Origin of the sequence: Pseudomonas sp. B3G-3 (assembly GCF_028640915.1) — a bacterium.
In the GTDB taxonomy this organism is placed as follows: domain Bacteria; phylum Pseudomonadota; class Gammaproteobacteria; order Pseudomonadales; family Pseudomonadaceae; genus Aquipseudomonas; species Aquipseudomonas chlororaphis_I.
Genome location: NZ_JAQZAB010000123.1, coordinates 9536 through 31832 on the forward strand (window position 1 = coordinate 9536; position 22297 = coordinate 31832).

Sequence of the window (22297 nt, forward strand, 5' to 3'; positions counted from 1 at the left end):
ACTGGAAGATCCCGGTGACGCTGCCGCTGGCCGTGGTGGCTTCGCCAGCCACGTCGCCGACACCCCCAGCGATGCCATTGGCCAGGCCGTCTTCATCGACGGTGCCGGCTTCGGCGGTCCCGGTTGCGGTTGGCGTATCGTCATCGACGATGATCACCAGCTTCTCGGCCGCGGCGGTCACCGTGTCGCCGTCGCTGTCGGTGGCTCGCAGCAACGAGCCCAGGTTGATCGTGATGTCGTTCTCGTTATTGCCGGCCGGGTGATCCAGGGGCTTGAGCAGGGTGAAGCTGTAGGCACCGGCGGCGCTGAGGCTGAAGGTGAATACATCGACCGCGCCCGCCTTGGCGGTGAGAGTGTCGCCCAGGACGCTGTAGGTCAGCGCCACGCCACCGGAGCTCAACGCCGGCAAGCCGCTGGTGTCACTCAACAGGGTATAGCTCAGCGGCACGTCGGCCCCGGACTGGAAGATGCCACTCACGCTGCCGCTGGCGTTGGTGGCCTGACCCGCCACGTCGCCGACACCACCGGCAATACCATTGGCCAGGCCGTCTTCGTCGACGGTGCCGGTCACGGCAGTTCCGGCCGCGGTTGGCGTATCGTCATCGACGGTGATCACCAGCTTCTCGGCGGCGGCCGTCACCGTATCGCCATCCTTATCCGAGGCCCGCAGCAACGAGCCCAGATTGATCGTGATGTCGTTCTCGTCGTTGCCCGCCGCATGATCCAGCGGCTTGAGCAGGGTAAAGCTATAGGCGCCTGCCGTGCTGAGGCTGAAGGTGAACACATCGACGGCGCCCGCCTTGGCGGTGAGGGTATCGCCGGCCACGCTGTACACCAGCGCCACTCCACCCGAACTCAATGCCGGCAGGCCGCTGGTATCGCTCGACAAGCTAAAGCTCAGCGGCACATCGACGCCGGACTGGAAGATCCCGGTGACGCTGCCGCTGGCCACAGTGGCCTCGCCGGCCACGTCGCCGACACCGCCGGCCACACCGCTGGCCAGGCCGTCTTCATCGACGGTACCGGCCACGGCGGTTCCGGCTGCGGCCGGTCCATCGTCCTCGAAGATCATCTTCGAGCCGATTTCGGCGGTCGTGGTGGAGGCCTGGCGCAGGGTGAAGCCACCTATGTCGAAGTCAGCGTGGGTATTGCCCTTGGCATCGAGGGCCGCGCCGTTTTCGATCAGTACCCGGTTGTGGTCCGCGGCCGTGGTGTATTCGATCTGGTAGCCGGCCTTGACGCCGGTGATGGTAGCCACGCCACCCGTAAAGCTGATGAGGATGCTCGCATCGTTCACCGAACCGTCCGAGTTTTCGATCACCAGCCCGGTGGCGTTGTTGATCACGCGAACATTGGTGATCGCTACCACCGTATCGCCGGCATAGCCGTCGATGAAAGCCTCCCCGGATTCAGCCGCGGTGTTGAAGGCACTGATCTTGACCACGGCACTCTTGCCGCCTTGCAGCTGCACGATATCGAAATTGGCCGCCTTGGCATTGAACATCGCGGTGAAGTCGATGTTGTCTTCCTCATCGGCTTCGTTCTGGTCCAGGTTGGGAATGGTCATGTCCTGCCGGGCGCCGGTGACGAAGGTAAAACGAATGCCTTCCTGTTCCGTGATCATCTGGCTGTTGGTGCCGAAGGTGGTCGGGCCACCCGCCTGGCTGGTGTTGATGGTGTCGCCGGTGCTGATGTTGACGCCCGTCGATTGGTTGGCGGGGTCCTTGCCGGTGGAGATGATCGTCGGATCGCTGATCCGCAGGACACCGTTATCGTCGACCACTGTCGGGGTGGCCTTGGTGAACATCAGGAACAGATTCTGCCCGGAAGGCGCGTTGGCCAGGTTGAATGTCAGGTCCTGGCTGGCGCCGATAAACACCTTGTTCAGCAGGTTGAGGGCATCGTCCGGATTACTGGCGTCCGGATGCTTGAGCGGCTGGTATTCCACGGTCCAGATCTTGCCGCCTGACACCGGCGACCCGGTTTCTTCGATATAGGCCGCGAACACGATTGCGCCGCCAGGACCACCGGCCCGGCCCAGCAGGATGTTGTTGTCCGTATCGGTATAGAGAAGGATGTCGATGCCATCCAGGGTATCCAGACCGCTGTCCAGGCCATTGAGCGGCGCGCCCAGGCTGTCGGTGAAGCTGATATCGATATTGGTCGCGCCGGGCGCCAGGTTGACGGTGAAGGCATTGCTGCCGGTGTTGTCCGCGGCACCGGTGTAGCCACTCAAGGCCGCGCCTGTCGCGCTACCGGCGCCGAGGGCACTCAAGCGGGCAGCGAAGGCCGAGGGCAGGGCGGCCAGCAGGATGTCATTGTCGTTGGCGTCTTCCGCGGGGCTGGTCGTGGCGGTGGCGTTCTGCAACCCGGCGGTTTCGTCGAGGGTCACGCTTGCACCGGTCGCCACGACCATCTGCGCGCTGTCCGTCAGGGCAGTGCTGGTCAGTGTGTCGTTGCTGGGGAAGACGGGGTACAGATCGGTAGGGGTATCAGCGGTCAGGTCGGTGGTGGGGGATTGGGGGGTGGTCATGACAGGCTCCTCGGCGCTTCTAGTTGTGGGGGCCGCACTTGGGCCCCTCTGCTGGCAGATGTCACAACTATGGGGAGGCCTGGGAGGTTGCGCATTGGCCGATACTCCCAGGCCGTCTGGGAGTTTCAGCCTATGCGGCGAGGGGGAAGCGCTGGCGCCTGTCGCCTTATCGGTCCTCGGCGAACGCCTCCTCGATAAAGGCCTCCAGCTCTGCCTCTTCAAGCAGCTCGATGGAAAAATGCCCGAAGCGTTTCGGTAGCCAGAGGATGCGCGTCCCGCTGGGCGACTGCAGATTGTCGCGCGACAGGGGGTTGCCGTTCTCGTCTTCCGGCTGCACACCCGCGGCCAGCAACTCGTCGTAGGCGGCCTCGATGTCCGGCGTGCAATAGCAGTGACGGTAGATCGTGCCTTCGCCGTTGCTGTCCATCAGCGCCTTGAGATTGCCGGCAAAGGGTTGCACCAGCATCAGGCGCTCCGTGCCGAACATGACGATCGCATAACGCACATGCAAACCGTCGCGCTGCCAATCCAGGGTCCTGGAAATCCTTGCGCTGAAGACCTGGGCGTAATACGCACAGGCTTGCTCGAGGTCTTTGACCAGAACATCGACGTGGCTGAACTTTAATTTCATGAGTTCTCCTGATGAAAAAGGCAGCAAGTGCTGCGCCGAGTTTGGGAATCCTCTGATTCATCTCTTGCAATTGCCCCGCATAGAGTACTGCCCTCACGCAGACTCCCACCAAGGGACGCTGCAACGCCAATCTGCACTCGGACCGAGGAGAAACGTTTTGAAAACGCTACGACAGGCGAGGCTGCTTGCACTGACCCTGGGATGCATCATGGGAACTTCCGCCTATGCAGCAGATTATTGCGATAAGCCTGACTCAGGTACACCGAACAATCCGTCTGTCATTGCCAGTCTTCCAGCCACTACAACCTTGAAGTACGCGGCCATTGGCGAAGTAATGGCATCCTACGAAGTAACGGCCGGACGCCGCTCTGGAGGATGGGCATGGTGCACTAGGTCTGAATATGGACTGACCGAAGCGGATACCAGCCTTACATCAAGAGGCAGTCAAGGGCTTTACGATTCTGGTGTTCCTGGGATCGGCATTCGCATTGGGCACAGTTCCCGTGCGGGGATCCCCCCCTATTTTCCACCTCGTACCCTTAAAGGCATTGCTGAATTTTTGGTCTATTTTCCCAGTGTTGTGAAAATAGATTTTGTGCGTACAGACTTCGGTGTCGGAAAGGGGGCTATGCCTTCCTTCAACTATAAGACCAACTTTTTTATTGACACCAGCTACACCACTCCGAGGCGAGCGGTCTATGCCATCGAAGGAGAAAGCCTTACCACCAAGTTCGAACATGATGTCTTCTTCACGACTTGCCACACCCCCAAGAGCAGCACCGAGGTCAATATGGGGCGTCCCGCGGCAGAGCAAGTAAAACACGGGTCGGTCCAGGACGTTCCATTCGCCCTGGATGTTGTGTGCGAGGGCTTCAATCCCACGGTCAAGCCACCGGTGAAGGTCTATTTCGAGGGCAACTCCGTTCGGGATGGCTTGCTGAATCTGAACGGTGTCGGCCAGCCTGGCGTCGCCAAGGGCGTTGCCATCTCGCTGACCAACGACAAGAACGTGGCCCTGCCATTCAGCCAGGACAAGGCGGTGGCCCTGGATTGGCAATCCAGCGGCCCCAGCACCGAGATGTACCGTTTTGTCGCAAACGCGCGCTATGTCCCCACAGGTACAGAAGTCGCCGCCGGCAAAGCCGATGCAACGCTGACCTATGTACTGGAATACAACTGATCGCGTTTCTCGCCCCGGAACGCACAAAAAAGCCACTCGCCGGAGTGGCTTTTTTGTGCCCGGGATTGCTGCTCGCAGCGGACGGAGCAGTCTTGCTCTGGGACAGCCTTTCAATAGCCTCTCCTGACGAAAAAGGCAGCAGGGTGCTGCACCGACTTTGAGAATCCTCTGATTCATCCTTTGTAGTTGCCCCACATAAACTGCCGCCCCACGCCGACTCCCACCAGGGAAGCGGCATCACCAATCCGAGTTTGGAATATGTACTCTAGTCCCGAGCGACTGCGCTTGGCCCCAGGAAGCGCGCTTTCACTGATCATTGGGTTCGTCCTCGTCTGGCAGTCTGAAACCGTCAGGGCGGATCTCTCCCTCGACGGGAAGAACCGCTTCATCATGACAGGCCAGCGGATGGCCATAACCCTGGTCAACGAAGGCAAGATGGCCGCCTTGGCGGAAGTCTCACTGAATTGGGGGGAGCCTGAGTCTGGGCAGAGCCGGCTACTGCCCCTGGCGGTCTCTAAACCGTTGCTACGCATTCCCGGCGGGCAGAAAACCAACGTAGAAGTGTTCTATCAGGGAACAGGCCTGCCTACTGACCGCGAATCCCATCTTTTGCTGAGTGTGTTGGACGTTCCTCCGGCCGCTAAGACGCCTCACACCATGACCGTTGCTTTGCGGCACCGCTTCAAGCTGTTCTACCGCCCACCGCTGAAGAGCACCTTGGACGAAGCCATGGCCGGACTATCCTGGGAAATGCAGAAAGAAACCGCAGGCCGGCTCATCGCCGACAACCCTTCCCCCTACTACCTGACCCTTAGCGATATCGAAGCCATCGGCCCGAATGGTCAGCGCTGCGGCCAACCGATCGAGCACCTGATGCTCCCGCCGTTCTCGATGCAGCCCGTCGATATACCGGCCTGCCAGCCCGCCAACCTGCGTTATCAGGTCGTCAGCGACGCAGGCAACCTACGGCCGTATGGGGCAACCCTATCCCCAGACAAAAAAAGCCACGGTTTGGCTCAATTCTGAGGTCAATGGAAGAGACATGATGAAGAAAACTTATCAGCTGATTTGCCTGGCCCTGCTACTGGTGCTTGCGCAGAAGAGCTATGCCTTGGCCTGCATGAAAGATGGTACCCAAGCCTTCGATGCCTACATGATCGACACCACCATTGCGGTGCCCAATACCCTGCCACAGGATACCGTGCTCTGGCGCTCCGATAATTACAGCATCAGCATGACCTGCTGGCAGGATCGAGCGGCTGACAGCGAAGACGTTTATTTTTACTTAAGCCCTCGCGACTCAGACCTCACTCAATTGGGACCAGACCTGGAGGTGGGCATCCACCTCGATGGAACCGACCTGCGCTGTACTCAATTGACGCGATGCCGGGTGAAACTCCCCATTCAATTCACAGGTTGTAAAAGCTCATGCAAGGACAAAGCTCAAACCTTTTCACTGAGCTTCAACTTCTTCCTCTCCAAAAGAAGCTTGCCCAGCGCAGGCAAGGAAGGAGCCCTAACCGGAGTCCCGACCTACCAAGCGTTCCAGCTGGATGGAGTGGGCGGTATCAACAGCAAACCTGATAGCAACTTTGTCATGGGGTTAGCGGGCTTGAACCAATTGCGCTACATCGCCTGCTCATCGAACCTATCCATTTCCCCCAAGACCGTTGACTTTGGAAGTATCGCTTCTGCCGCGGCGCAAGCCGACAAGGTGATCAAGGAGGTCCCGTTCAGCATCACCGCCCTCAAGAGCTGCAATAGCGTTTACGGGCTGAACGCACAACTCACTCCGGTCGAGGCTACCACGGTAGACGACTACACACTGGTGCCGAACAACAACACCTCGGTGGGCATCAACCTGTTCAAACAATCGGGCCGCAGTGCCATACCCTTCAATAAGGAGTTCACCCTGGTGGAACGCAGCGGCGACCAGGTAGTGGTGAATAATTTCCTGGCTCAGCTGAAATGGAGAACCAACACACCAACGCTCGGGAAGTTCGGCGCTACCGCCACGATCGATGTTTTTTATAAATAGAACCGTCTGACCTAGGAGCCTGACGTGCGCCATTTTTATGCCTGGCCTGCACGCCGTTGTCAGGGCGTGCGCAGTGCCAGCTCCGGGTTCGACTCCGTCTTCCAGGACCCGCCCAGTGCCGTGTACAGGTTGACCTCGGCGATCAGCTGCGCCAGCCGGTCGTTGATCAGCCCCTGTTGTGCGCTGAACAGCGAGCGTTGCGCGTCGAGGAACACCAGGTTGCTGTCGGCGCCGGTGCGGTAGCGGTGTTCCGCCATCCGGTAATAGTCCTGGGTGGCTGCCACCAGGCTGCGCTGGGGGTCGAGCTGATCGCTGTAGGTCTGGCGCGCGGCGAGGCCGTCGGCGACTTCCTGGAAGGCGGTCTGGATCGACTTTTCGTACTGGGCGATGGTGATGCCCTTTTGCAGCTTCGCGTAGTCGAGGCTGGCCCGCAGGCTGCCGGCATTGAAGATAGGCAGGTTGATCTGCGGCTGGAAGGCCCAGCTGCCGGAGCCGCCCTTGAACAGCCCGGCCAGCTCCAGGCTGGAGGTGCCGGCGTTGGCCGTCAGGCTGACGCTGGGGAAGAACGCGGCGCGGGCCGCGCTGATATTGGCGTTGGCGGCCTTGAACTGGTACTCGGCCTGGAGGATGTCGGGACGGCGTTGCAGCAGGGTCTATTCCGGCACCAGCTTCGGCGACAGCCGGGCGACGGCCATCGAGACCCTGGTACCGGCCGATGTCGCGGCCCTCAACCAGCTGTATTACGTCGACAGCGCCACCCCGGTGGTGGGGCGCAACATGTTGCTGCGCTACCGCAATATCGACCTCGACGCCCAGGTCAACGGTGTCAGCGACCAGTACTTCCAGGTGCGCGGGCTGAAGCTGGCGGCGAGCATCGCCTTCAGCGAAAGCGATGCCCGGCGCCAGGCCCAGGTGGTGGTCATCGACCACAACGCCCGCCACCGACTGTTCGGCCCCGGGGAAGATCCCCTGGGCCAGGTGATCCTGGTGGGCAACCTGCCGTGCACGGTGATTGGCGTGACTGCGGAGAACAAGAACATGTTCGCCGCGAGCAAGGCGCTGAATGTCTGGGTGCCTTATGAAACCGCGGCCGGGCGCCTGCTTGGCCAGCGCTACCTGGACAGCATCTCGGACATCCGCCAGCAGTTCCTGGTGGAGGCGGTGATGGTCTGCCTGATCGGCGGGATGATCGGCATTTCCCTGTCCTACGCCATCGGCTACCTGTTCTCGCTGTTCGTCAAGGAATGGGAAATGGTGTTCTCCCTGGGCTCGATCGTCACCGCGTTCGCCTGCTCGACCCTGATCGGCATCGTCTTCGGCTTCGTGCCGGCGCGCAATGCGGCGCGGCTGGACCCGATCGAAGCCCTGGCGCGCGATTGAAGCCTGCCCAGGGCTGAGCCTGGAGCGCTCGGGCCTGTACGCAAAACCTTCTTTTATAGCCAATGCCCTTGCATTTGAGAATGTTAATTCGGAAACGGAATTTGCGTCGCTTTCCCGGCAGGCTAGAGTCTCTACTCTAACCAGCACATTGATGTGCCTCTTGCACGGATTGCACGAGATTGGCGGCCTTCCTCTCGTCACAGGCAGTCCGCCTTGAAACAAGGAGTGTTATGAACAAGCCGATCAAGAATATCGTCATCGTGGGCGGCGGCACTGCGGGCTGGATGGCCGCCTCGTACCTCGTCCGGGCGCTCCAGCAGCAAGCGAACATTACGCTCATCGAGTCTGCGGCGATCCCCCGGATCGGCGTGGGCGAGGCGACCATCCCGAGTTTGCAGAAGGTGTTCTTCGACTTCCTCGGGATACCGGAGCGGGAGTGGATGCCCCAGGTGAACGGCGCGTTCAAGGCCGCGATCAAGTTCGTGAATTGGAGAAAGTCTCCCGACCACTCGCGTGACGATCACTTCTACCATTTGTTCGGCAACGTGCCGAACTGCGACGGCGTACCGCTGACCCACTACTGGCTGCGCAAGCGCGAACAGGGCTTCCGGCAGCCGATGGAGTACGCGTGCTACCCGCAGCCCGGGGCGCTCGACGGCAAGCTGGCACCGTGCCTGGCCGACGGCACCCGCCAGATGTCCCACGCGTGGCACTTCGACGCGCACCTGGTGGCCGACTTCTTGAAGCGCTGGGCCGTCGAGCGCGGGGTGAACCGCGTGGTCGACGAGGTCGTGGAGGTTCGCCTGAACGACCGCGGCTACATCTCCACCCTGCTCACCAAGGAGGGGCGGACGCTGGAGGCGGACCTGTTCATCGACTGCTCCGGCATGCGGGGGCTCCTGATCAATCAGGCCCTGAAGGAGCCCTTCATCGACATGTCCGACTACCTGCTGTGCGACAGCGCGGTCGCCAGCGCCGTGCCCAACGACGACGCGCGGGAGGGGGTCGAGCCGTACACCTCCGCGATCGCCATGAACTCGGGGTGGACCTGGAAGATTCCGATGCTGGGCCGGTTCGGCAGCGGCTACGTCTTCTCGAGCAAGTTCACCTCGCGCGACCAGGCCACCGCCGACTTCCTCAACCTCTGGGGTCTCTCGGACAACCAGCCGCTCAACCAGATCAAGTTCCGGGTCGGGCGCAACAAGCGGGCGTGGGTCAACAACTGCGTCTCGATCGGGCTGTCGTCGTGCTTTCTGGAGCCCCTGGAATCGACGGGAATCTACTTCATCTACGCGGCGCTGTACCAGCTCGTGAAGCACTTCCCCGACACCTCGTTCGACCCGCGGTTGAGCGACGCATTCAACGCCGAGATCGTCCACATGTTCGACGACTGCCGGGATTTCGTTCAGGCGCACTATTTCACCGCGTCGCGCGAAGACACCCCGTTCTGGCTGACGAACCGGCACGAGCTGCGGCTCTCGGACGCCATCAAAGAGAAGGTTCAGCGCTACAAGGCGGGGCTGCCGCTGACCACCACGTCGTTCGACGATTCCACGTACTACGAGACCTTCGACTACGAATTCAAGAACTTCTGGTTGAACGGCAACTACTACTGCATCTTTGCCGGCCTGGGCATGCTGCCCGACCGATCGCTGCCGCTCTTGCAGCACCGACCGGAGTCGATCGAGAAGGCCGAGGCGATGTTCGCCAGCATCCAGCGCGAGGCCGAGCGTCTGCGCACGAGCCTGCCGACCAACTACGACTACCTGCGGTCGCTGCGTGACGGCGACACGGGGCTGTCTCGCAGCCAGCCCGGACCGACGCTCGCGGCGCGGGAAATCCTCTAGTGGAACGCACCTTGGACCGGGTGTCCGCATTCGCGGCCACGCACGCTGCCGTGGCGGCCTGCGATCCGCTACAGGCGCGCTCGCTCGTCCTGCAACTGCCGGGCCTGAACCGTAACAAGGACGTGCCCGGCATCGTCGGCCTGCTGCGCGAGTTCCTCCCGGCGCGCGGCGTGCCCTCCGGCTGGGGCTTCGTCGAAGCCGCCGCGGCGATGCGCGACATCGGGTTCTTCCTGGGGTCGCTCAAGCGGCACGGACATGAGCCCGCGGACGTGGTGCCCGGGCTTGAGCCGGTGCTGCTCGACTTGGCACGCGCGACCGACCTGCCGCCGCGCGAGACGCTCCTGCATGTGACGGTCTGGAACCCCGCGGCGGCCGACGCGCAGCGGAGCTACACCGGGCTGCCCGACGAAGCGCACCTGCTCGAGAGCGTGCGCATCTCGATGGCGGCCCTCGAGGCGGCCATCGCGGTGACCGTCGAACTGTCCGAGGTGCCCCTGCGCTCGCCCGCGTTCGCGCCAGGGTGCGACGAGCTGGCAGCCTATCTGCAGAAAATGGTCGAATCGATCGTCTACGCGTACCGCTTCATCTCGCCGCAGGTCTTCTACGATGAGCTCCGCCCCTTCTACGAACCGATTCGAGTCGGGGGCCAGAGCTACCTCGGCCCCGGTGCCGTAGAAATGCCCCTCTTCGTGCTGGAGCACGTCCTGTGGGGTTCGCAATCGGACGACCAGGTTTATCGAGAATTCAAGGAGACGTACCTGCCCTATGTGCTTCCCGCGTACAGGGCGGTCTACGCTCGGTTCGCCGGGCGGCCGGCGCTCATCGACCGCGTGCTCGGCGAAGCGCGGGTCGGTGCACGGGGCGAGCCCGTCCGCGCTGGGCTGACAGCCCTCGAGCGGGTCTTCAAGGTCCTGCTGCGCTTCCGCGCGCCTCACCTCAAATTGGCGGAGCGGGCGTACGAAGTCGGGCGAAGCGGCCCCACAACCGGCAGCGGGGGCTACGCGCCCAGCATGCTCGGCGATCTACTCACGCTCACGTGTGCCGCGCGGTCCCGCATCCGCGCCGTGCTCGACGAATCCTGACGCGCACGGCCCAGGTGTTATCTCACAAGGAGAGTTTGCCCCCATGACTCAGAAGAGCCCCGCGAACGGGCGTGATAGCAACCATTTCGACGTGATCATCCTAGGCTCGGGCATGTCCGGCACCCAGATGGGGGCCATCCTGGCCAAGCAACAGTTTCGCGTGCTGATCATCGAGGAGTCGTCGCACCCGCGGTTCACGATCGGCGAATCGTCGATCCCCGAGACGTCTCTCATGAACCGCATCATCGCCGATCGCTACGGCATTCCGGAGCTCGACCACATCACGTCGTTCTACTCGACGCAGCGTTACGTCGCGTCGAGCACGGGCATCAAGCGCAACTTCGGCTTCGTGTTCCACAAGCCCGGCCAGGAGCACGACCCGAAGGAGTTCACGCAGTGCGTCATTCCCGAGCTGCCGTGGGGGCCGGAGAGCCATTATTACCGGCAAGACGTCGACGCCTATCTGTTGCAAGCCGCCATCAAATACGGTTGCACGGTCCGCCAGAAGACGAGCGTGAGCGAATACCACGCCGATAAAGACGGCGTCGCGGTGACCACCGCCCAGGGCGAACGGTTCACCGGCCGCTACATGATCGACTGCGGAGGCCCCCGCGCGCCGCTCGCGACCCAGTTCAAGCTCCGCGAAGAACCGTGTCGCTTCAAGACGCACTCGCGCAGCCTCTACACGCACATGCTCGGGGTCAAGCCGTTCGACGACATCTTCAAGGTCAAGGGGCAGCGTTGGCGCTGGCACGAAGGGACCTTGCACCACATGTTCACGGGCGGCTGGCTCTGGGTGATTCCGTTCAACAACCATCCGCGGTCGACCAACAACCTGGTGAGCGTCGGCCTGCAGCTCGACCCGCGTGTCTACCCGAAAACGGACATCCCCGCGCAGCAGGAATTCGACGAGTTCCTCGCGCGATTCCCGAGCATCGCGGCGCAGTTCCGGGATGCCGTGCCGGTGCGCGACTGGGTCAAGACCGACCGCCTGCAGTTCTCGTCGAACGCCTGCGTCGGCGACCGCTACTGCCTGATGCTGCACGCGAACGGGTTCATCGACCCGCTCTTCTCCCGGGGGCTCGAGAACACCGCGGTGACCATCCACGCGCTCGCGGCGCGCCTCATCAAGGCGCTACGCGACGACGACTTCTCCCCCGAGCGCTTCGAGTACATCGAGCGCCTGCAGCAAAAGCTTTTGGACCACAACGACGACTTCGTCAGCTGCTGCTACACGGCATTCTCGGACTTCCGCCTATGGGACGCGTTCCACAGGCTGTGGGCGGTCGGCACAATCCTCGGGCAGTTCCGGCTCGTGCAAGCCCACGCAAGGTTCCGCGCGTCGCGCGACGAGGGCGACCTCGATCACCTCGACAACGACCCCCCGTACCTCGGGTACCTGTGCGCGGACATGGAGGAGTACTACCAGTTGTTCAACGACGCCAAGGCCGAGGTCGAGGCCGTGAGCGCCGGGCACAAGCCGGCCGAGGAGGCCGCGGCGCGGATTCACGCCCTCATCGACGAACGAGACTTCGCCAAGCCGATGTTCGGCTTCGGGTACTGCATCACCGGGGCCAAGCCGCAGCTCAACAACTCGAAGTACAGCCTGCTGCCGGCGATGAAGCTGATGTACTGGACGCAAACCCGCGCGCCGGCAGAGGTGAAAAAGTACTTCGACTACAACCCGATGTTCGCGCTGCTCAAGGCGTACATCACGACCCGCATCGGCTTGGCGATGAAGAAGTAGTCGGCCGACGACGACAGAAAAACGATGAACGACATTCAATTGGATCAAGCGAGCATCAAGAAGCGTCCCCCGGGGGCGTACGACGCGACTACGCGCCTGGCCGCGAGCTGGTACGTCGCGATGCGCTCGGACGACCTCAAGGACAAGCCGACGGAGTTGACGCTCTTCGGCCGTCCCTGCGTGGCGTGGCGCGGAGCGACGGGGCGGGCTGTGGTGATGGACCGCCACTGCTCGCACCTGGGCGCGAACCTGGCTGACGGGCGGGTCAAGGACGGGTGCATCCAGTGCCCGTTTCACCACTGGCGGTACGACGAGCAGGGCCAGTGCGTTCACATCCCCGGCCACAACCAGGCGGTGCTCCGGCTGGAGCCCGTGCCGCGCGGGGCGCGCCAGCCGACGTTGGTCACCGTCGAGCGATACGGCTACGTGTGGGTCTGGTACGGCTCCCCGCAGCCGCTGCACCCGCTGCCCGAAATCGCCGCGGCCGACGTCGACAACGGCGACTTCATGCACCTGCACTTCGCGTTCGAGACGACGACGGCGGTCTTGCGGATCGTCGAGAACTTCTACGACGCGCAGCACGCGACCCCCGTGCACGCGCTCCCGATCTCGGCCTTCGAGCTCAAGTTCTTCGACGATTGGCGCCGGTGGCCGGAGGTTGAGTCGCTGGCCCGGGCGGGCGCGTGGTTCGGTGCCGGGATCGACTTCACCGTGAACCGGTACTTCGGCCCCCTCGGCATGCTGTCGCGCGCGCTTGGCCTGAACATGTCGCAGATGAACTTGCACTTCGATGGCTACCCCGGCGGGTGCGTCATGACCGTTGCCCTGGACGGAAACGTCAAATACAAGCTGCTCCAGTGTGTGACGCCGGTGAGCGACGGCAAGAACGTCATGCACATGCTCATCTCGATCAAGAAGGTGGGCGGCGCCCTGCGCCGCGCGACCGACTTCGTGCTGTTCGGGCTGCAGACCCGGCAGGCAGCGGGGTACGACGTCAAAATCTGGAACGGGATGAAGCCGGACGGCGGCGGCGCGTACAGCAAGTACGACAAGCTCGTGCTCAAGTACCGTGCGTTCTACCGGGGCTGGGTCGACCGCGTCGCGAGTGAGCAGTGATGCGTGAAGCCGAGCCGGCCTCGGCCACGTCGCTCCGCCAGGCGCTCGCGAACCTGGCGAGCGGCGTCACGGTCATCACCGCGTACGGCGCGGCGGGCCCGGTTGGGCTCGCAGCCACCCGCTTCGTGTCGGCGAGGTATTCATGACTATCTGGCTGTTGCAACTCGTGCTGGTGATTGCGCTCTGCAACGTCTGCGGCCGCATTGCCGAACGGCTCGGCCAGTGCGCGGTCGTCGGCGAGATCGCGGCCGGCCTGCTGTTGGGGCCTTCGCTGTTCGGCGTGATCGCACCGGGTTTCTACGACCTGTTGTTCGGCCCAGGTGTGCTGTCAGCGATGGCGCAAGTCAGCGAAGTCGGCCTGATACTGCTGATGTTTCAGGTCGGCCTGCATATGGAGTTGGGCGAGACGCTGCGCGGCAAGCGCTGGCGCATGCCCGTCGCGATCGCAGCGGGCGGGCTCGTCGCACCGGCCGCGATCGGCATGATCGTCGCCATCGTCTCGAAAGACACGCTCGCCAGCGACGCGCCGGCGCTGCCCTATGTACTCTTCTGCGGTGTCGCACTTGCGGTATCGGCGGTGCCGGTGATGGCGCGCATCATCGACGACCTGGCGCTCAGCGCCATGGTGGGCGCACGGCACGCAATGTCTGCCGCGATGCTGACGGATGCGCTCGGATGGATGCTGCTTGCAACGATTGCCTCGCTATCGAGCGGGCCTGGCTGGGCATTTGCGCGCATGCTCCTCAGCCTGCTCGCGTATCTGCTGCTGTGCGCGCTCCTGGTGCGCTTCGTGGTTCGACCGGCGCTTGCGCGGCTCGCATCGACTGCGCATGCGGCGCGCGACCGCTTGGCCGTGTTGTTCTGCTTCGTAATAGTGTCGGCACTCGCGACGTCGCTGATCGGATTCCATAGCGCATTTGGCGCACTGGCGGCGGCGCTGTTCGTGCGGCGTGTGCCCGGCGTCGCGAAGGAGTGGCGCGACAACGTCGAAGGTTTCGTCAAGCTTGTGCTGATGCCGGTGTTTTTCGCGTATGCGGGGCTGCATGCGTCAATCGGCACGATCGACGACGCGGGATCATGGATGTGGTTCGGTGTATTCCTCGCGGGCGGATTCATCGGCAAGTTCGGCGGCAGCTATCTGGGCGCGCGTACCACCGGGCTTGCGCCACACGATGCGATGCTGGTGAGCTCGTTGATGAATACGCGCGGCTTGATGGAGCTGATCGTCCTGTCAATCGGCCTGCAGATGCAGATCCTTCCACCAAAGGTCTACACGATCCTCGTGGTGTTCGCGCTGGTGACGACGGCGCTGACCGCACCGCTGGTTCGATTCACGCTGCGCGTGCAATCGCGTGCAATGAGCCAACAGGCCGCCTGAGCCAGCTTGAGGGGAGAGATCACCATGAGTGCCGCCACCGAAACCAAGGCTCACGATTTGCTCGATGCCGAGGGCCGCGATGTCCGCGAACTGCGCAACGTGCTGGGGCAGTTCGCTACCGGTGTGACCGTGATCACCACGCGCATCGCCGACGGCCGCAACGTCGGTGTGACCGTCAACTCGTTCTCCTCACTGTCGCTGTCGCCGGCGCTGGTGCTCTGGAGCCTGGCACGCACGGCACCGAGCCTGAAGGATTTTTGCTCGGCGAGCCACTTCGCCATCAACGTGCTGGGCGCGCACCAGCACCACTTGTCGGAGCAGTTCGCACGGGCAGCCGCTGACAAGTTCGCCGGTGTAGCTCATTCCTATGGCAAGGCGGGAGCCCCGGTGCTGGACGATGTGGTGGCAGTGCTGGTGTGCCGCAACGTCACCCAGTACGAGGGCGGTGACCACCTGATCTTCATTGGCGAGATCGAACAATACCGATACAGCGGCGCAGAACCGCTGGTCTTCCATGCAGGCCAGTACCGGGTTGCCGCCGCGCATCCGGCACTGGCGAGCCGAGAAGCTTCGCCATGGGCTTCGGGCCGGCGCGAGGCATGAGACGGGGACGTTGCAGGGGCGGGAAGGGGCGGCTTGATGCCGCTGGCCAGCAGGAGACGCCCCGCTCATGGACGACCGAGCGAGGCGTCTCCTGGTTGTTGCACCGGCTGTTCCCCTGGCATCCGCCCCAGCCCTGAACAGCCAGCTCGGGCCTGGAGGATCAGAGGGTGGGGCTCGGGCCTGGGGTGGCCTCGTCCGGGGAATACATCCAGCGCAGCAGCGAGTGGCGCCCGCTGATCCCCATCTTGATCGCCGCCCGCTTGAGGTAGCTCTCGACGGTGTGCACCTTGAGTTTCAACTGCCCGGCCAGCTCGGGGGCGGTGCGCCCGGCGAGCAGGCCGACGCAGACCTGCATTTCCCGGTTCGACAGCTTCAGCCCCGACTGCCGCAGGCGCGCGGCGAAGCGCAGGCGCAGGGTTTCCAGGCCCTGGTGTTCCAGGCTGGCGGCGGCCTCGGGGTCGTCCCCGGTGGCGTTGTGCGGCTGCAGCGCCGCCAGGTGTTTTTCCACCATGGGCAGCAGCAGTGGGGAGAAGTCCTGCAGGAGGATGCGTTCCTGGTGCGAGAAGCTCTGGGACTGGCAGGAACGGTAGACCGAGATCACGTAGCGGTAATCGTCCTTGTGGCTGGTCAGGTGCAATTGCGCGGCAGTCTCGGCAGGGCGTGCCGTCGGATTCTTGCCGGATGGGGCGAGCGTGGAGTCGCTGTAGACCTCGTCGCGGGCGTTCCTGGGCTGCGATTGACCCTCTGAATACACACGCATCTGGGTGATATGCGTGGCGTCCACCGCCAGTTGGGTGCGTATCAGATCATGCAGCATGCGCGGAAAACTGCGACTGCCGGTGCTGGCGATGACCTTGCCAATGTGTGGGAACAGTATTTGTGAGTTCAGCATTTCATCCATGAGTTTCGTGTTGCGCGACACTTGCCTTAGTAAGCGACGAGTGCGGCGAGACTATGTTTAGAGCCTTTCGCCGGATTCGTCGCCGCCTCGTATCTTGGTACAGGGTTCTGGTGGCGGTTTAATGAAATACGGCAAAAAGACACAGGCAGAGCGTTTTCCTTACGCAATGCCGGCGCTGCTTGGCCAACCCTGGCCGCCTGCAACTGATTCTATCCTTTTGGATGGTGTCAATGTGCCATCGCTTAGCCCGTCGACATGCCCAGAAACGACATGGCGTCTGGCCGGTCGAGCATCAGGGGGATAGGGCTCGAGCCCGACCTGGATCGGGATGAGCACGGCAGTGGACCCGCCAGGGCGGCGGGTCCGAAAGGGCTCAGAGTGTTGGCAGCTGGCCGATGCGACCGAACATTTCAGTGACGATCTGCAGGTCCAGCTGGAACTGCTCGACGGTCTTGAACTCGTTGTCGTTGTGGCCGGTGTACTTGACCTCGGGACGGGCCAGGCCGAATTGCACGCCGTTGGGCAGTTCATGCACCGAGGTGGCGCCGGCGGAGGTGCCGAACTTGTGCTGCATGCCGAGGTTCTCGCTGGCCACCGCCAACAGCGCCTTGACCCATTCACCCTCGGGGTTGCGGTACATCGGCTCGGCGATCTTGTAGTCGAAGTTCACCGCGACCTGGTTCTTCTTGCTCCAGGCGGCCAGCTTGTCGGCAATTTCCTTTTTCAGCACCTCCGGGGTCTTGCCCTTGGGCACGCGCAGGTTGACCGCCAGCTTGAAGGCCTGTTCATCCTGGCCGACATAGGTCAGGGAGGTGGTCAGCGGGCCCATGAAGTCATCGGCGAAACCGACCCCCAATTTGTTGCCCAGGTAGTCCAGGCCCCAGTTGTCGGCGGCGTAGCGGGCGGCATCGGTGATCGGGTTGTGCTTGAGCGCGACCTTGCCATCGAGGCCGTTGATGAAGTCGAGCATGCGCGCCACCGGGTTGACCCCGGACTCGGGCTCGGAGGAGTGGGCGGACACGCCGGTAACCGTCAGCTTGACGTCCTTACCTTCGACCTTGGCGGCCACGCCGAAGTCGCCGCCGTGGGCCTTGGCGTATTCGTTGCCGGCCTTCTGCAGGCTGGCGGTCAGTTCGGCGGGCTGGTCGGTCACCAGGGTGGCGACCGAGGCGCCCGGGATCTGGTTGGTGGCCAGGCCGCCGGTCATCGAGACGATTTCCGCGCCTTTGCCTTCGGCGGTACGCCGCGGGAAGCTGGCCATGACGGTGCCGTAGCCTTTCTCGGCGATCACCACCGGGTAGCCGCCGTCCAGCGCCAGGTTGTAGTTCGGCGTCGGGTTGCGTTCGAAGTAGTAGGGGATGGCGTCGCCGCTGGTTTCCTCGGTGGTGTCCACCAGCAGCTTGAAGTTGCGCGCCAGCGGCAGCTTCTCTTCCTTGATGATCTTCATGGCGTACAGGGCTACGACTATGCCGTTCTTGTCGTCCTCGGTGCCGCGGCCATACATGCGGTCGCCGACCAGGGTGACCTTGAACGGGTCGAGCTTGGTGCCGTCCTGCAGCACCCAGTTCTCCGGCGTTACCGGCACCACGTCGGCATGGGCGTGGATGCCCACCACTTCTTTGCCGCTGCCTTCCAGGGAGATCTCGTAGACGCGGTTGTCGATGTTGCGAAAGTTCAGGTCGAAGGCCTTGGCCAGGGCCTTGATCTTGTCGGCGATCTTGAGGAACTCAGGGTTCTCGTGCTGGGGCACACCGTCGACGCGCACGGTGGGGATGGCCACCAGTTCGCGCAGGGTTTCGGTGGCGGCCTTGCCGTACTTCACCCGCGCATAGAGGCCCAGCAGGCGATGGATCTCGTTCTGCTGCTCGGCGGAAAGCGTCTTGTTGTCGAGGAAGGCGGTGATGGCCGGACCGAGGTTGGCGCTCTTGGCCAGCTCGCTCTTGCCCAGGGTGCCGAGGAACTGGCGGAAGTCCTTGACCGATGCATCGGCGAAGCTCTTGAGAATCGCCGCGTTCTGCTGCGGGGTGATGTTGGCGTGGGCGGTCGTGGTGAAGGCTGACAGGCTGGCCAGCATCAGGGTGGCCGCGGCCAGTTGCTTGAGGGAAAAATCCATTGCGGGAGGCGTTCCTTGCAGATTGTTAGGAAATATCTGACCTCCCACGCTAACACCACGGGGGACTGGTACGGGAGTCCCCGAAGTGGGATCTGTCGCACAGAAATGCAAAAGCGGCGCAGAAACGAAAAAGCGCCGGGAGGGCTAATGCCGATCAGCTAAGGCCGATAGTGGGGCTACTTAGGCGCGAGCTTGCTCGCGATGGACCATCAGGCACTACACGTTAGAAAAAGCTCCAGATTCCTGGGCAGCTCCAGCGAACAGAGCTTTTCGATAGCGCTAATTTGCTCCGGGGTCAGCCGATAATCGTAAACACAATCATCATCGGCTACCCAACCCATAATTGGCTTAAGGTCCGCGACAGAAACTGAAAGATCCTTTTCAAAGGATGCGAAGTCCTCGCCTTCGGGAACTCCCATAATCGTGTGCTTCATGGTTCTACCTTCCTTGTTGGATCTGCGGGTTTATTCTGAGCGCCTGTCTCGTGGTTGTACTCACCAAGGTGCTTACCGCGCTTGTTGTACACCTCGACCGCGCCATGCTGAAAATCCCATTCGTAGATTGTGCCGTCTCTGCTCTTCCAGCGTGGGCGTATAGCGCCACCACCTTGAACCGAGGTCTTTGCTTTGGCCCATTAGCGTGCGTCAGCCTGGATAACCGAGCTGCAACGGCAGTCGTCCAGGCTGGCGTGTGAGTGTACGTCAGGGTTTGGGTGCGGCCGGGTTCGCCGCTGCCAACCCGGGTTCGACCCGCGACGCCGGGCGGGCGATCACGCTGAGGATGCTCAAGGCGGCGATCACCAGCCCCGGCGAGGTCGCCAGCAAGACCCCGCTGGTGCCGGCGCCGGCCGCGAGGATCTGCCCGGCGGCGAGGGGGCCGGCCACCGATCCCAGGCGGCCGATGGCCACCGCGGCACCGACGCCGGTGGCGCGCACCAGGGTCGGGTACGAGGGTGGGGCCAGGGCGTACAGCACCAGTTGCGCGGCCATCACGAACAGCCCCGCGGCGAACCCGGCGCAGGCCATGGGCAGCAGGCCCGCCGACAGGCCGACCCCGGCCAGCGCCGCGAGCAGCCCGGCGTAGACGAACAGCACCACCTTGATGCCGTTGCAGCGATCCAGCAGCAGGCCGCCGAGCAGCGAACCGAGGGCGCCGCCGAGGTTGAACAGCATCTGCACCAGCCCGGCCTGGGGTTTGCTGAAGCCTTGCTCCAGCAGCAACGACGGCAGCCAGTTGAGCAGCATGTACATCACCGTCAGGGTGAAGAAATAGCTCAGCCACAAGGCCAGGGTGGTGCGCGCCCGGCCTTCGCCGAACAGCGCCTGGCCGGTGGAGAGGCGGGTCAGGCCGGGGTTGCCTTGTTGCTGGCGAAAGGCGCTGGACTCGGGCAGCAGCAGGAGCATCAGCGGCACCACCAGCAGCGGCGCCAGGCCGCCGACGATAAAGGTCGCCTGCCAATGGTCGGTGAACAGCATGGCCACCAGCGCCGCCAGGGCGCCACCCAGGGGCACCCCGGCGTACATGATGCTGATGGCGGTGCCACGGCGTTGCTCGCCTGCGGCCTCGGCGCACAGGGCGATCAGGTTGGGCAGGGCGGCGCCCAGGCCCAGGCCGGTCATGAAGCGCGCCAGCAGCAGGCCCGACAGGCTGCCGACATAGGCGGTGGCGAGGGAGAACAGGCCGAACAGCAGCACGGCGCCGATGAGGATTTTCTTGCGGCCGATGCGATCGGCGATCCAGCCGCCGAAGAAGGCGCCGGGCAGCAGGCCGACGATCCCGGCGCTGAACACCCAGCCCAGCATTCTCGGGTCCAGGGCGAAGCTCTGGCGCAGGCCCGCGGCGGCGGTGCCGGCGGCTTGCAGGTCGAAGCCTTCGATCAGGGCAACGATAAAACACAGGGCGATGGTCAGCGTCGTGCGACGCGATGGAGTGTCCATGGCAAACCTCATTGTTGTTTTTGTTGGGGGCGGACGCAGCGGAACGCGCCTGTTCGCTCGAGCGTTGGCAGGCGAAATTAAGATTAACAAAGATAACTAAAAATTGAAGGGCGACCGGATTGGCCTTAAATATCGATTTAGTTTTATGTAAATCAATGACTTGTTGGTTTTATCTGGCGTTATCTAGAAAATAGATAAGAATATTAATGTTCGATTATCGGTCATTATGGATTGACGCCGGCCCTTGGCTGTTTCCATTCTCTGGCCGTGGACGCCTGCCATGGCCGGGCGATCCCGTTCCGCAAAACAACAACAATAAGTGGACTCGAACATGCCGAACCTCTCACGCAACGCCCTCGCGGCGCCGTTGGCCCTACCTGCTCGCCTGTGCTGCCTGGCCCTCTCGGGTCTGGGCGTGGTGGCCGCTCCGGCGCAGGCCGCGGGCTTTATCGACGACAGCCACGGCACCCTGACCCTGCGCAATTACTACCTCGACCGCGACTACAAGGACGACGGCGCGAAAACCGCGGCCCGGGAATGGGCCCAGGGGGCGATCCTGAACCTGGAGTCGGGCTTTACCCCGGGGACCGTCGGCTTCGGCCTGGACGCTCGCGGGCTGCTGGGGATCAAGCTCGACTCGGCGCCGGACCGCAGCGGCACCGAACTGCTGCCGGTGTCGGCCAGCGACAAGCGCGCGGCGGACGAATATTCGCGCCTGGCGATGACCGCCAAGCTGCGCCTGGCCCAGACCAGCGTGAAGACCGGCGATGTGTCGATCTTCCTGCCGTTCGCCTTTGCCAGCCCGTCGCGGCTGCTGCCGCAGACCTTTCGCGGCACCACCCTCAGCTCCAGGGACATCGACGGCCTGACCCTCAACACCGGCTATATCGACCGCATCAACAAGCGCGATTCCACCGACGACCAGGCGCTGAGCATCGCCTCGCCGAACCGGCGCTTCAACGGCGCGGCCACCTCATCGCACATGGCTTACCTGGGGGGCGACTACCAGGTCAATCCGGACCTCAGCCTGCGCGCCTACCACGCCGAAGTGGCGGACCTCTACCAGCAGGACACCCTGGCCCTGCTGCATAACCTCAAGCTCGGGGACGGGGTGCTGAGCAGCGACCTGCGCAGTTTCTTCAGCCGTGAAGACGGCAGCGCCAAGGCCGGCCAGGTGGACAACCGCAACCTCTCGGCGCTGTTCGCCTATCGCTGGGGCGGGCATCGCCTGAGCCTGGGCTACATGCACGCCAGCGGCGATACGGCGACGCCTTATCTGTCGGGCACCGAGTTGATGGGCATGAGCGAACTGACCATGAGTTCCGACTTTCTCAATGCCCGGGAACGGACCTGGCAGGCCATCTACGACTACGATTTCGCCGCCGCCGGGCTGCCCGGGCTGAAGAGCCGCCTGCGCTACGTGCGCGGCGACCACATCGAACTGGCGGCGCTGAATGCCGAGGACCGCAAGGAGCGGGAGTTCCAGATGGAGCTGGGGTACGTGATCCAGAGCGGGCCGCTGAAGAACCTCGGGCTGCTGGCGCGCAAATCGATCTACCGCAACGATTTCCCCGCCGGCGCGGCGTTCCGCGATGAAAACCAGACCCGCTTCCTGGTGCTCTACACGTTGCCGATCTGGTGACGCCAGCCGCTGCACCACCGACCCTGTAGCCGCTGCCGAGCCCGCGAGGCTGCGATCGGCAACGCAGTTGCCGCAAAACCTGCCTCCGCGATCTGCCTGGATAAAAGCGTTCGCCGGTTTGCGACGGCTGCGCCGCCGATCGCAGCCTGCGGCAGCGGCTACAGGGATC

General features: G+C 63.2%; 17 protein-coding genes and 3 pseudogenes. 12 read left to right on the forward strand and 8 right to left on the reverse strand.

Annotation, left to right across the window (positions count from 1 at the left end; translation table 11 throughout):
• Positions 1-2533: T1SS-143 repeat domain-containing protein (locus tag PVZ80_RS25510; protein WP_443201018.1), on the reverse strand; the 2533-nt coding region annotated here is incomplete at its 3' end.
• Between the two features lie 166 nt (positions 2534-2699).
• A complete protein-coding gene (locus tag PVZ80_RS25515) occupies positions 2700-3164 on the reverse strand; it encodes a VOC family protein (RefSeq protein WP_009049530.1) in 465 nt (154 codons plus the stop codon).
• 157 nt (positions 3165-3321) lie between these two features.
• Between PVZ80_RS25515 and PVZ80_RS25520 the strand changes: the two genes are divergently transcribed.
• From PVZ80_RS25520 to PVZ80_RS25530, 3 genes are all read left to right on the forward strand, one after another.
• The gene (locus tag PVZ80_RS25520) at positions 3322-4344 is read left to right on the forward strand and encodes a fimbrial protein (protein WP_124355146.1); all 1023 of its coding nucleotides are present in this window, start codon (positions 3322-3324) and stop codon (positions 4342-4344) included.
• A gap of 309 nt (positions 4345-4653) precedes the next feature.
• Positions 4654-5370 (forward strand): fimbrial biogenesis chaperone, encoded by a 717-nt coding sequence (locus tag PVZ80_RS25525; RefSeq protein ID WP_435307293.1) that lies wholly within the window; start codon positions 4654-4656, stop codon positions 5368-5370.
• 19 nt (positions 5371-5389) lie between these two features.
• Complete coding sequence (locus tag PVZ80_RS25530; protein ID WP_053269458.1) at positions 5390-6382, forward strand: fimbrial protein; 993 nt, start codon at positions 5390-5392, stop codon at positions 6380-6382.
• Positions 6383-6441: 59 nt separating this feature from the next.
• Here PVZ80_RS25530 and PVZ80_RS25535 read toward each other — a convergent pair.
• Positions 6442-7032: pseudogene (locus tag PVZ80_RS25535) on the reverse strand (efflux transporter outer membrane subunit); the annotation flags it as partial.
• Between the two features lies 1 nt (position 7033).
• Here PVZ80_RS25535 and PVZ80_RS25540 point away from each other — a divergent pair.
• The 8 genes and pseudogenes from PVZ80_RS25540 to PVZ80_RS25575 all read left to right on the forward strand — a co-directional run.
• A pseudogene (locus PVZ80_RS25540) lies at positions 7034-7762 on the forward strand (ABC transporter permease); the annotation flags it as partial.
• A 230-nt stretch (positions 7763-7992) separates the two neighbouring features.
• On the forward strand, positions 7993-9609 hold the full coding sequence (locus tag PVZ80_RS25545; protein ID WP_273864735.1) for a tryptophan halogenase family protein: 1617 nt from the start codon (positions 7993-7995) through the stop codon (positions 9607-9609).
• A complete protein-coding gene (locus PVZ80_RS25550; RefSeq protein WP_273864736.1) occupies positions 9609-10691 on the forward strand; it encodes a monodechloroaminopyrrolnitrin synthase PrnB family protein in 1083 nt (360 codons plus the stop codon). Before PVZ80_RS25545 ends, PVZ80_RS25550 begins: the two co-directional genes overlap by 1 nt.
• A gap of 43 nt (positions 10692-10734) precedes the next feature.
• A complete protein-coding gene (locus PVZ80_RS25555) occupies positions 10735-12438 on the forward strand; it encodes an NAD(P)/FAD-dependent oxidoreductase (RefSeq protein ID WP_009049523.1) in 1704 nt (567 codons plus the stop codon).
• A 24-nt stretch (positions 12439-12462) separates the two neighbouring features.
• Complete coding sequence (locus tag PVZ80_RS25560) at positions 12463-13554, forward strand: Rieske 2Fe-2S domain-containing protein (RefSeq protein WP_041990063.1); 1092 nt, start codon at positions 12463-12465, stop codon at positions 13552-13554.
• Positions 13554-13700, forward strand: coding sequence for a flavin reductase (locus PVZ80_RS25565; RefSeq protein WP_041990065.1), 147 nt, complete (start codon positions 13554-13556; stop codon positions 13698-13700). Before PVZ80_RS25560 ends, PVZ80_RS25565 begins: the two co-directional genes overlap by 1 nt.
• On the forward strand, positions 13697-14932 hold the full coding sequence (locus PVZ80_RS25570) for a cation:proton antiporter (protein ID WP_273864737.1): 1236 nt from the start codon (positions 13697-13699) through the stop codon (positions 14930-14932). The genes PVZ80_RS25565 and PVZ80_RS25570 overlap by 4 nt, the downstream gene beginning before the upstream one ends.
• A 24-nt stretch (positions 14933-14956) precedes the next feature.
• Positions 14957-15535 carry a flavin reductase family protein gene (locus tag PVZ80_RS25575; RefSeq protein WP_009049520.1) on the forward strand — a complete coding sequence of 193 codons (579 nt, stop codon included), beginning with the start codon at positions 14957-14959 and terminating at the stop codon, positions 15533-15535.
• A gap of 160 nt (positions 15536-15695) precedes the next feature.
• On the opposite strand, the gene PVZ80_RS25580 is transcribed toward PVZ80_RS25575, so the two are convergent.
• The 5 genes and pseudogenes from PVZ80_RS25580 to mhpT all read right to left on the reverse strand — a co-directional run bounded on the left by PVZ80_RS25580 (position 15696) and on the right by mhpT (position 20486).
• Complete coding sequence (locus PVZ80_RS25580; RefSeq protein ID WP_273864738.1) at positions 15696-16436, reverse strand: helix-turn-helix transcriptional regulator; 741 nt, start codon at positions 16434-16436, stop codon at positions 15696-15698.
• A 373-nt stretch (positions 16437-16809) separates the two neighbouring features.
• Positions 16810-18549 carry a dipeptidase gene (locus PVZ80_RS25585; protein WP_273864739.1) on the reverse strand — a complete coding sequence of 580 codons (1740 nt, stop codon included), beginning with the start codon at positions 18547-18549 and terminating at the stop codon, positions 16810-16812.
• Positions 18550-18758: 209 nt separating this feature from the next.
• Positions 18759-18983 (reverse strand): DUF7683 domain-containing protein, encoded by a 225-nt coding sequence (locus PVZ80_RS25590; RefSeq protein WP_273864740.1) that lies wholly within the window; start codon positions 18981-18983, stop codon positions 18759-18761.
• Positions 18980-19168 (reverse strand): annotated as a pseudogene (locus PVZ80_RS25595) (colicin E3/pyocin S6 family cytotoxin); the annotation flags it as partial. The pseudogene PVZ80_RS25595 and the gene PVZ80_RS25590, both read right to left, overlap by 4 nt.
• An 82-nt stretch (positions 19169-19250) precedes the next feature.
• The gene (gene mhpT, locus PVZ80_RS25600) at positions 19251-20486 is read right to left on the reverse strand and encodes a 3-(3-hydroxy-phenyl)propionate transporter MhpT (RefSeq protein ID WP_273864741.1); all 1236 of its coding nucleotides are present in this window, start codon (positions 20484-20486) and stop codon (positions 19251-19253) included.
• A gap of 331 nt (positions 20487-20817) precedes the next feature.
• Between mhpT and PVZ80_RS25605 the strand changes: the two genes are divergently transcribed.
• Complete coding sequence (locus PVZ80_RS25605) at positions 20818-22128, forward strand: OprD family porin (RefSeq protein ID WP_273864742.1); 1311 nt, start codon at positions 20818-20820, stop codon at positions 22126-22128.
• Positions 22129-22297: the final 169 nt, after the last annotated feature.

Bases quoted from the DNA above. Each gene is read 5' to 3' on its own strand.
- mhpT (WP_273864741.1), bottom strand. From the start codon at position 20,486: ATGGACACTCCATCGCGTCGCACGACGCTGACCATCGCCCTGTGTTTT.
- PVZ80_RS25560 (WP_041990063.1), top strand. From the start codon at position 12,463: ATGAACGACATTCAATTGGATCAAGCGAGCATCAAGAAGCGTCCCCCG.
- PVZ80_RS25590 (WP_273864740.1), bottom strand. From the start codon at position 18,983: ATGAAGCACACGATTATGGGAGTTCCCGAAGGCGAGGACTTCGCATCC.
- PVZ80_RS25565 (WP_041990065.1), top strand. From the start codon at position 13,554: ATGCGTGAAGCCGAGCCGGCCTCGGCCACGTCGCTCCGCCAGGCGCTC.
- PVZ80_RS25530 (WP_053269458.1), top strand. From the start codon at position 5,390: ATGAAGAAAACTTATCAGCTGATTTGCCTGGCCCTGCTACTGGTGCTT.
- PVZ80_RS25605 (WP_273864742.1), top strand. From the start codon at position 20,818: ATGCCGAACCTCTCACGCAACGCCCTCGCGGCGCCGTTGGCCCTACCT.
- PVZ80_RS25570 (WP_273864737.1), top strand. From the start codon at position 13,697: ATGACTATCTGGCTGTTGCAACTCGTGCTGGTGATTGCGCTCTGCAAC.
- PVZ80_RS25555 (WP_009049523.1), top strand. From the start codon at position 10,735: ATGACTCAGAAGAGCCCCGCGAACGGGCGTGATAGCAACCATTTCGAC.
- PVZ80_RS25580 (WP_273864738.1), bottom strand. From the start codon at position 16,436: ATGGATGAAATGCTGAACTCACAAATACTGTTCCCACACATTGGCAAG.
- PVZ80_RS25515 (WP_009049530.1), bottom strand. From the start codon at position 3,164: ATGAAATTAAAGTTCAGCCACGTCGATGTTCTGGTCAAAGACCTCGAG.
- PVZ80_RS25585 (WP_273864739.1), bottom strand. From the start codon at position 18,549: ATGGATTTTTCCCTCAAGCAACTGGCCGCGGCCACCCTGATGCTGGCC.
- PVZ80_RS25545 (WP_273864735.1), top strand. From the start codon at position 7,993: ATGAACAAGCCGATCAAGAATATCGTCATCGTGGGCGGCGGCACTGCG.
- PVZ80_RS25575 (WP_009049520.1), top strand. From the start codon at position 14,957: ATGAGTGCCGCCACCGAAACCAAGGCTCACGATTTGCTCGATGCCGAG.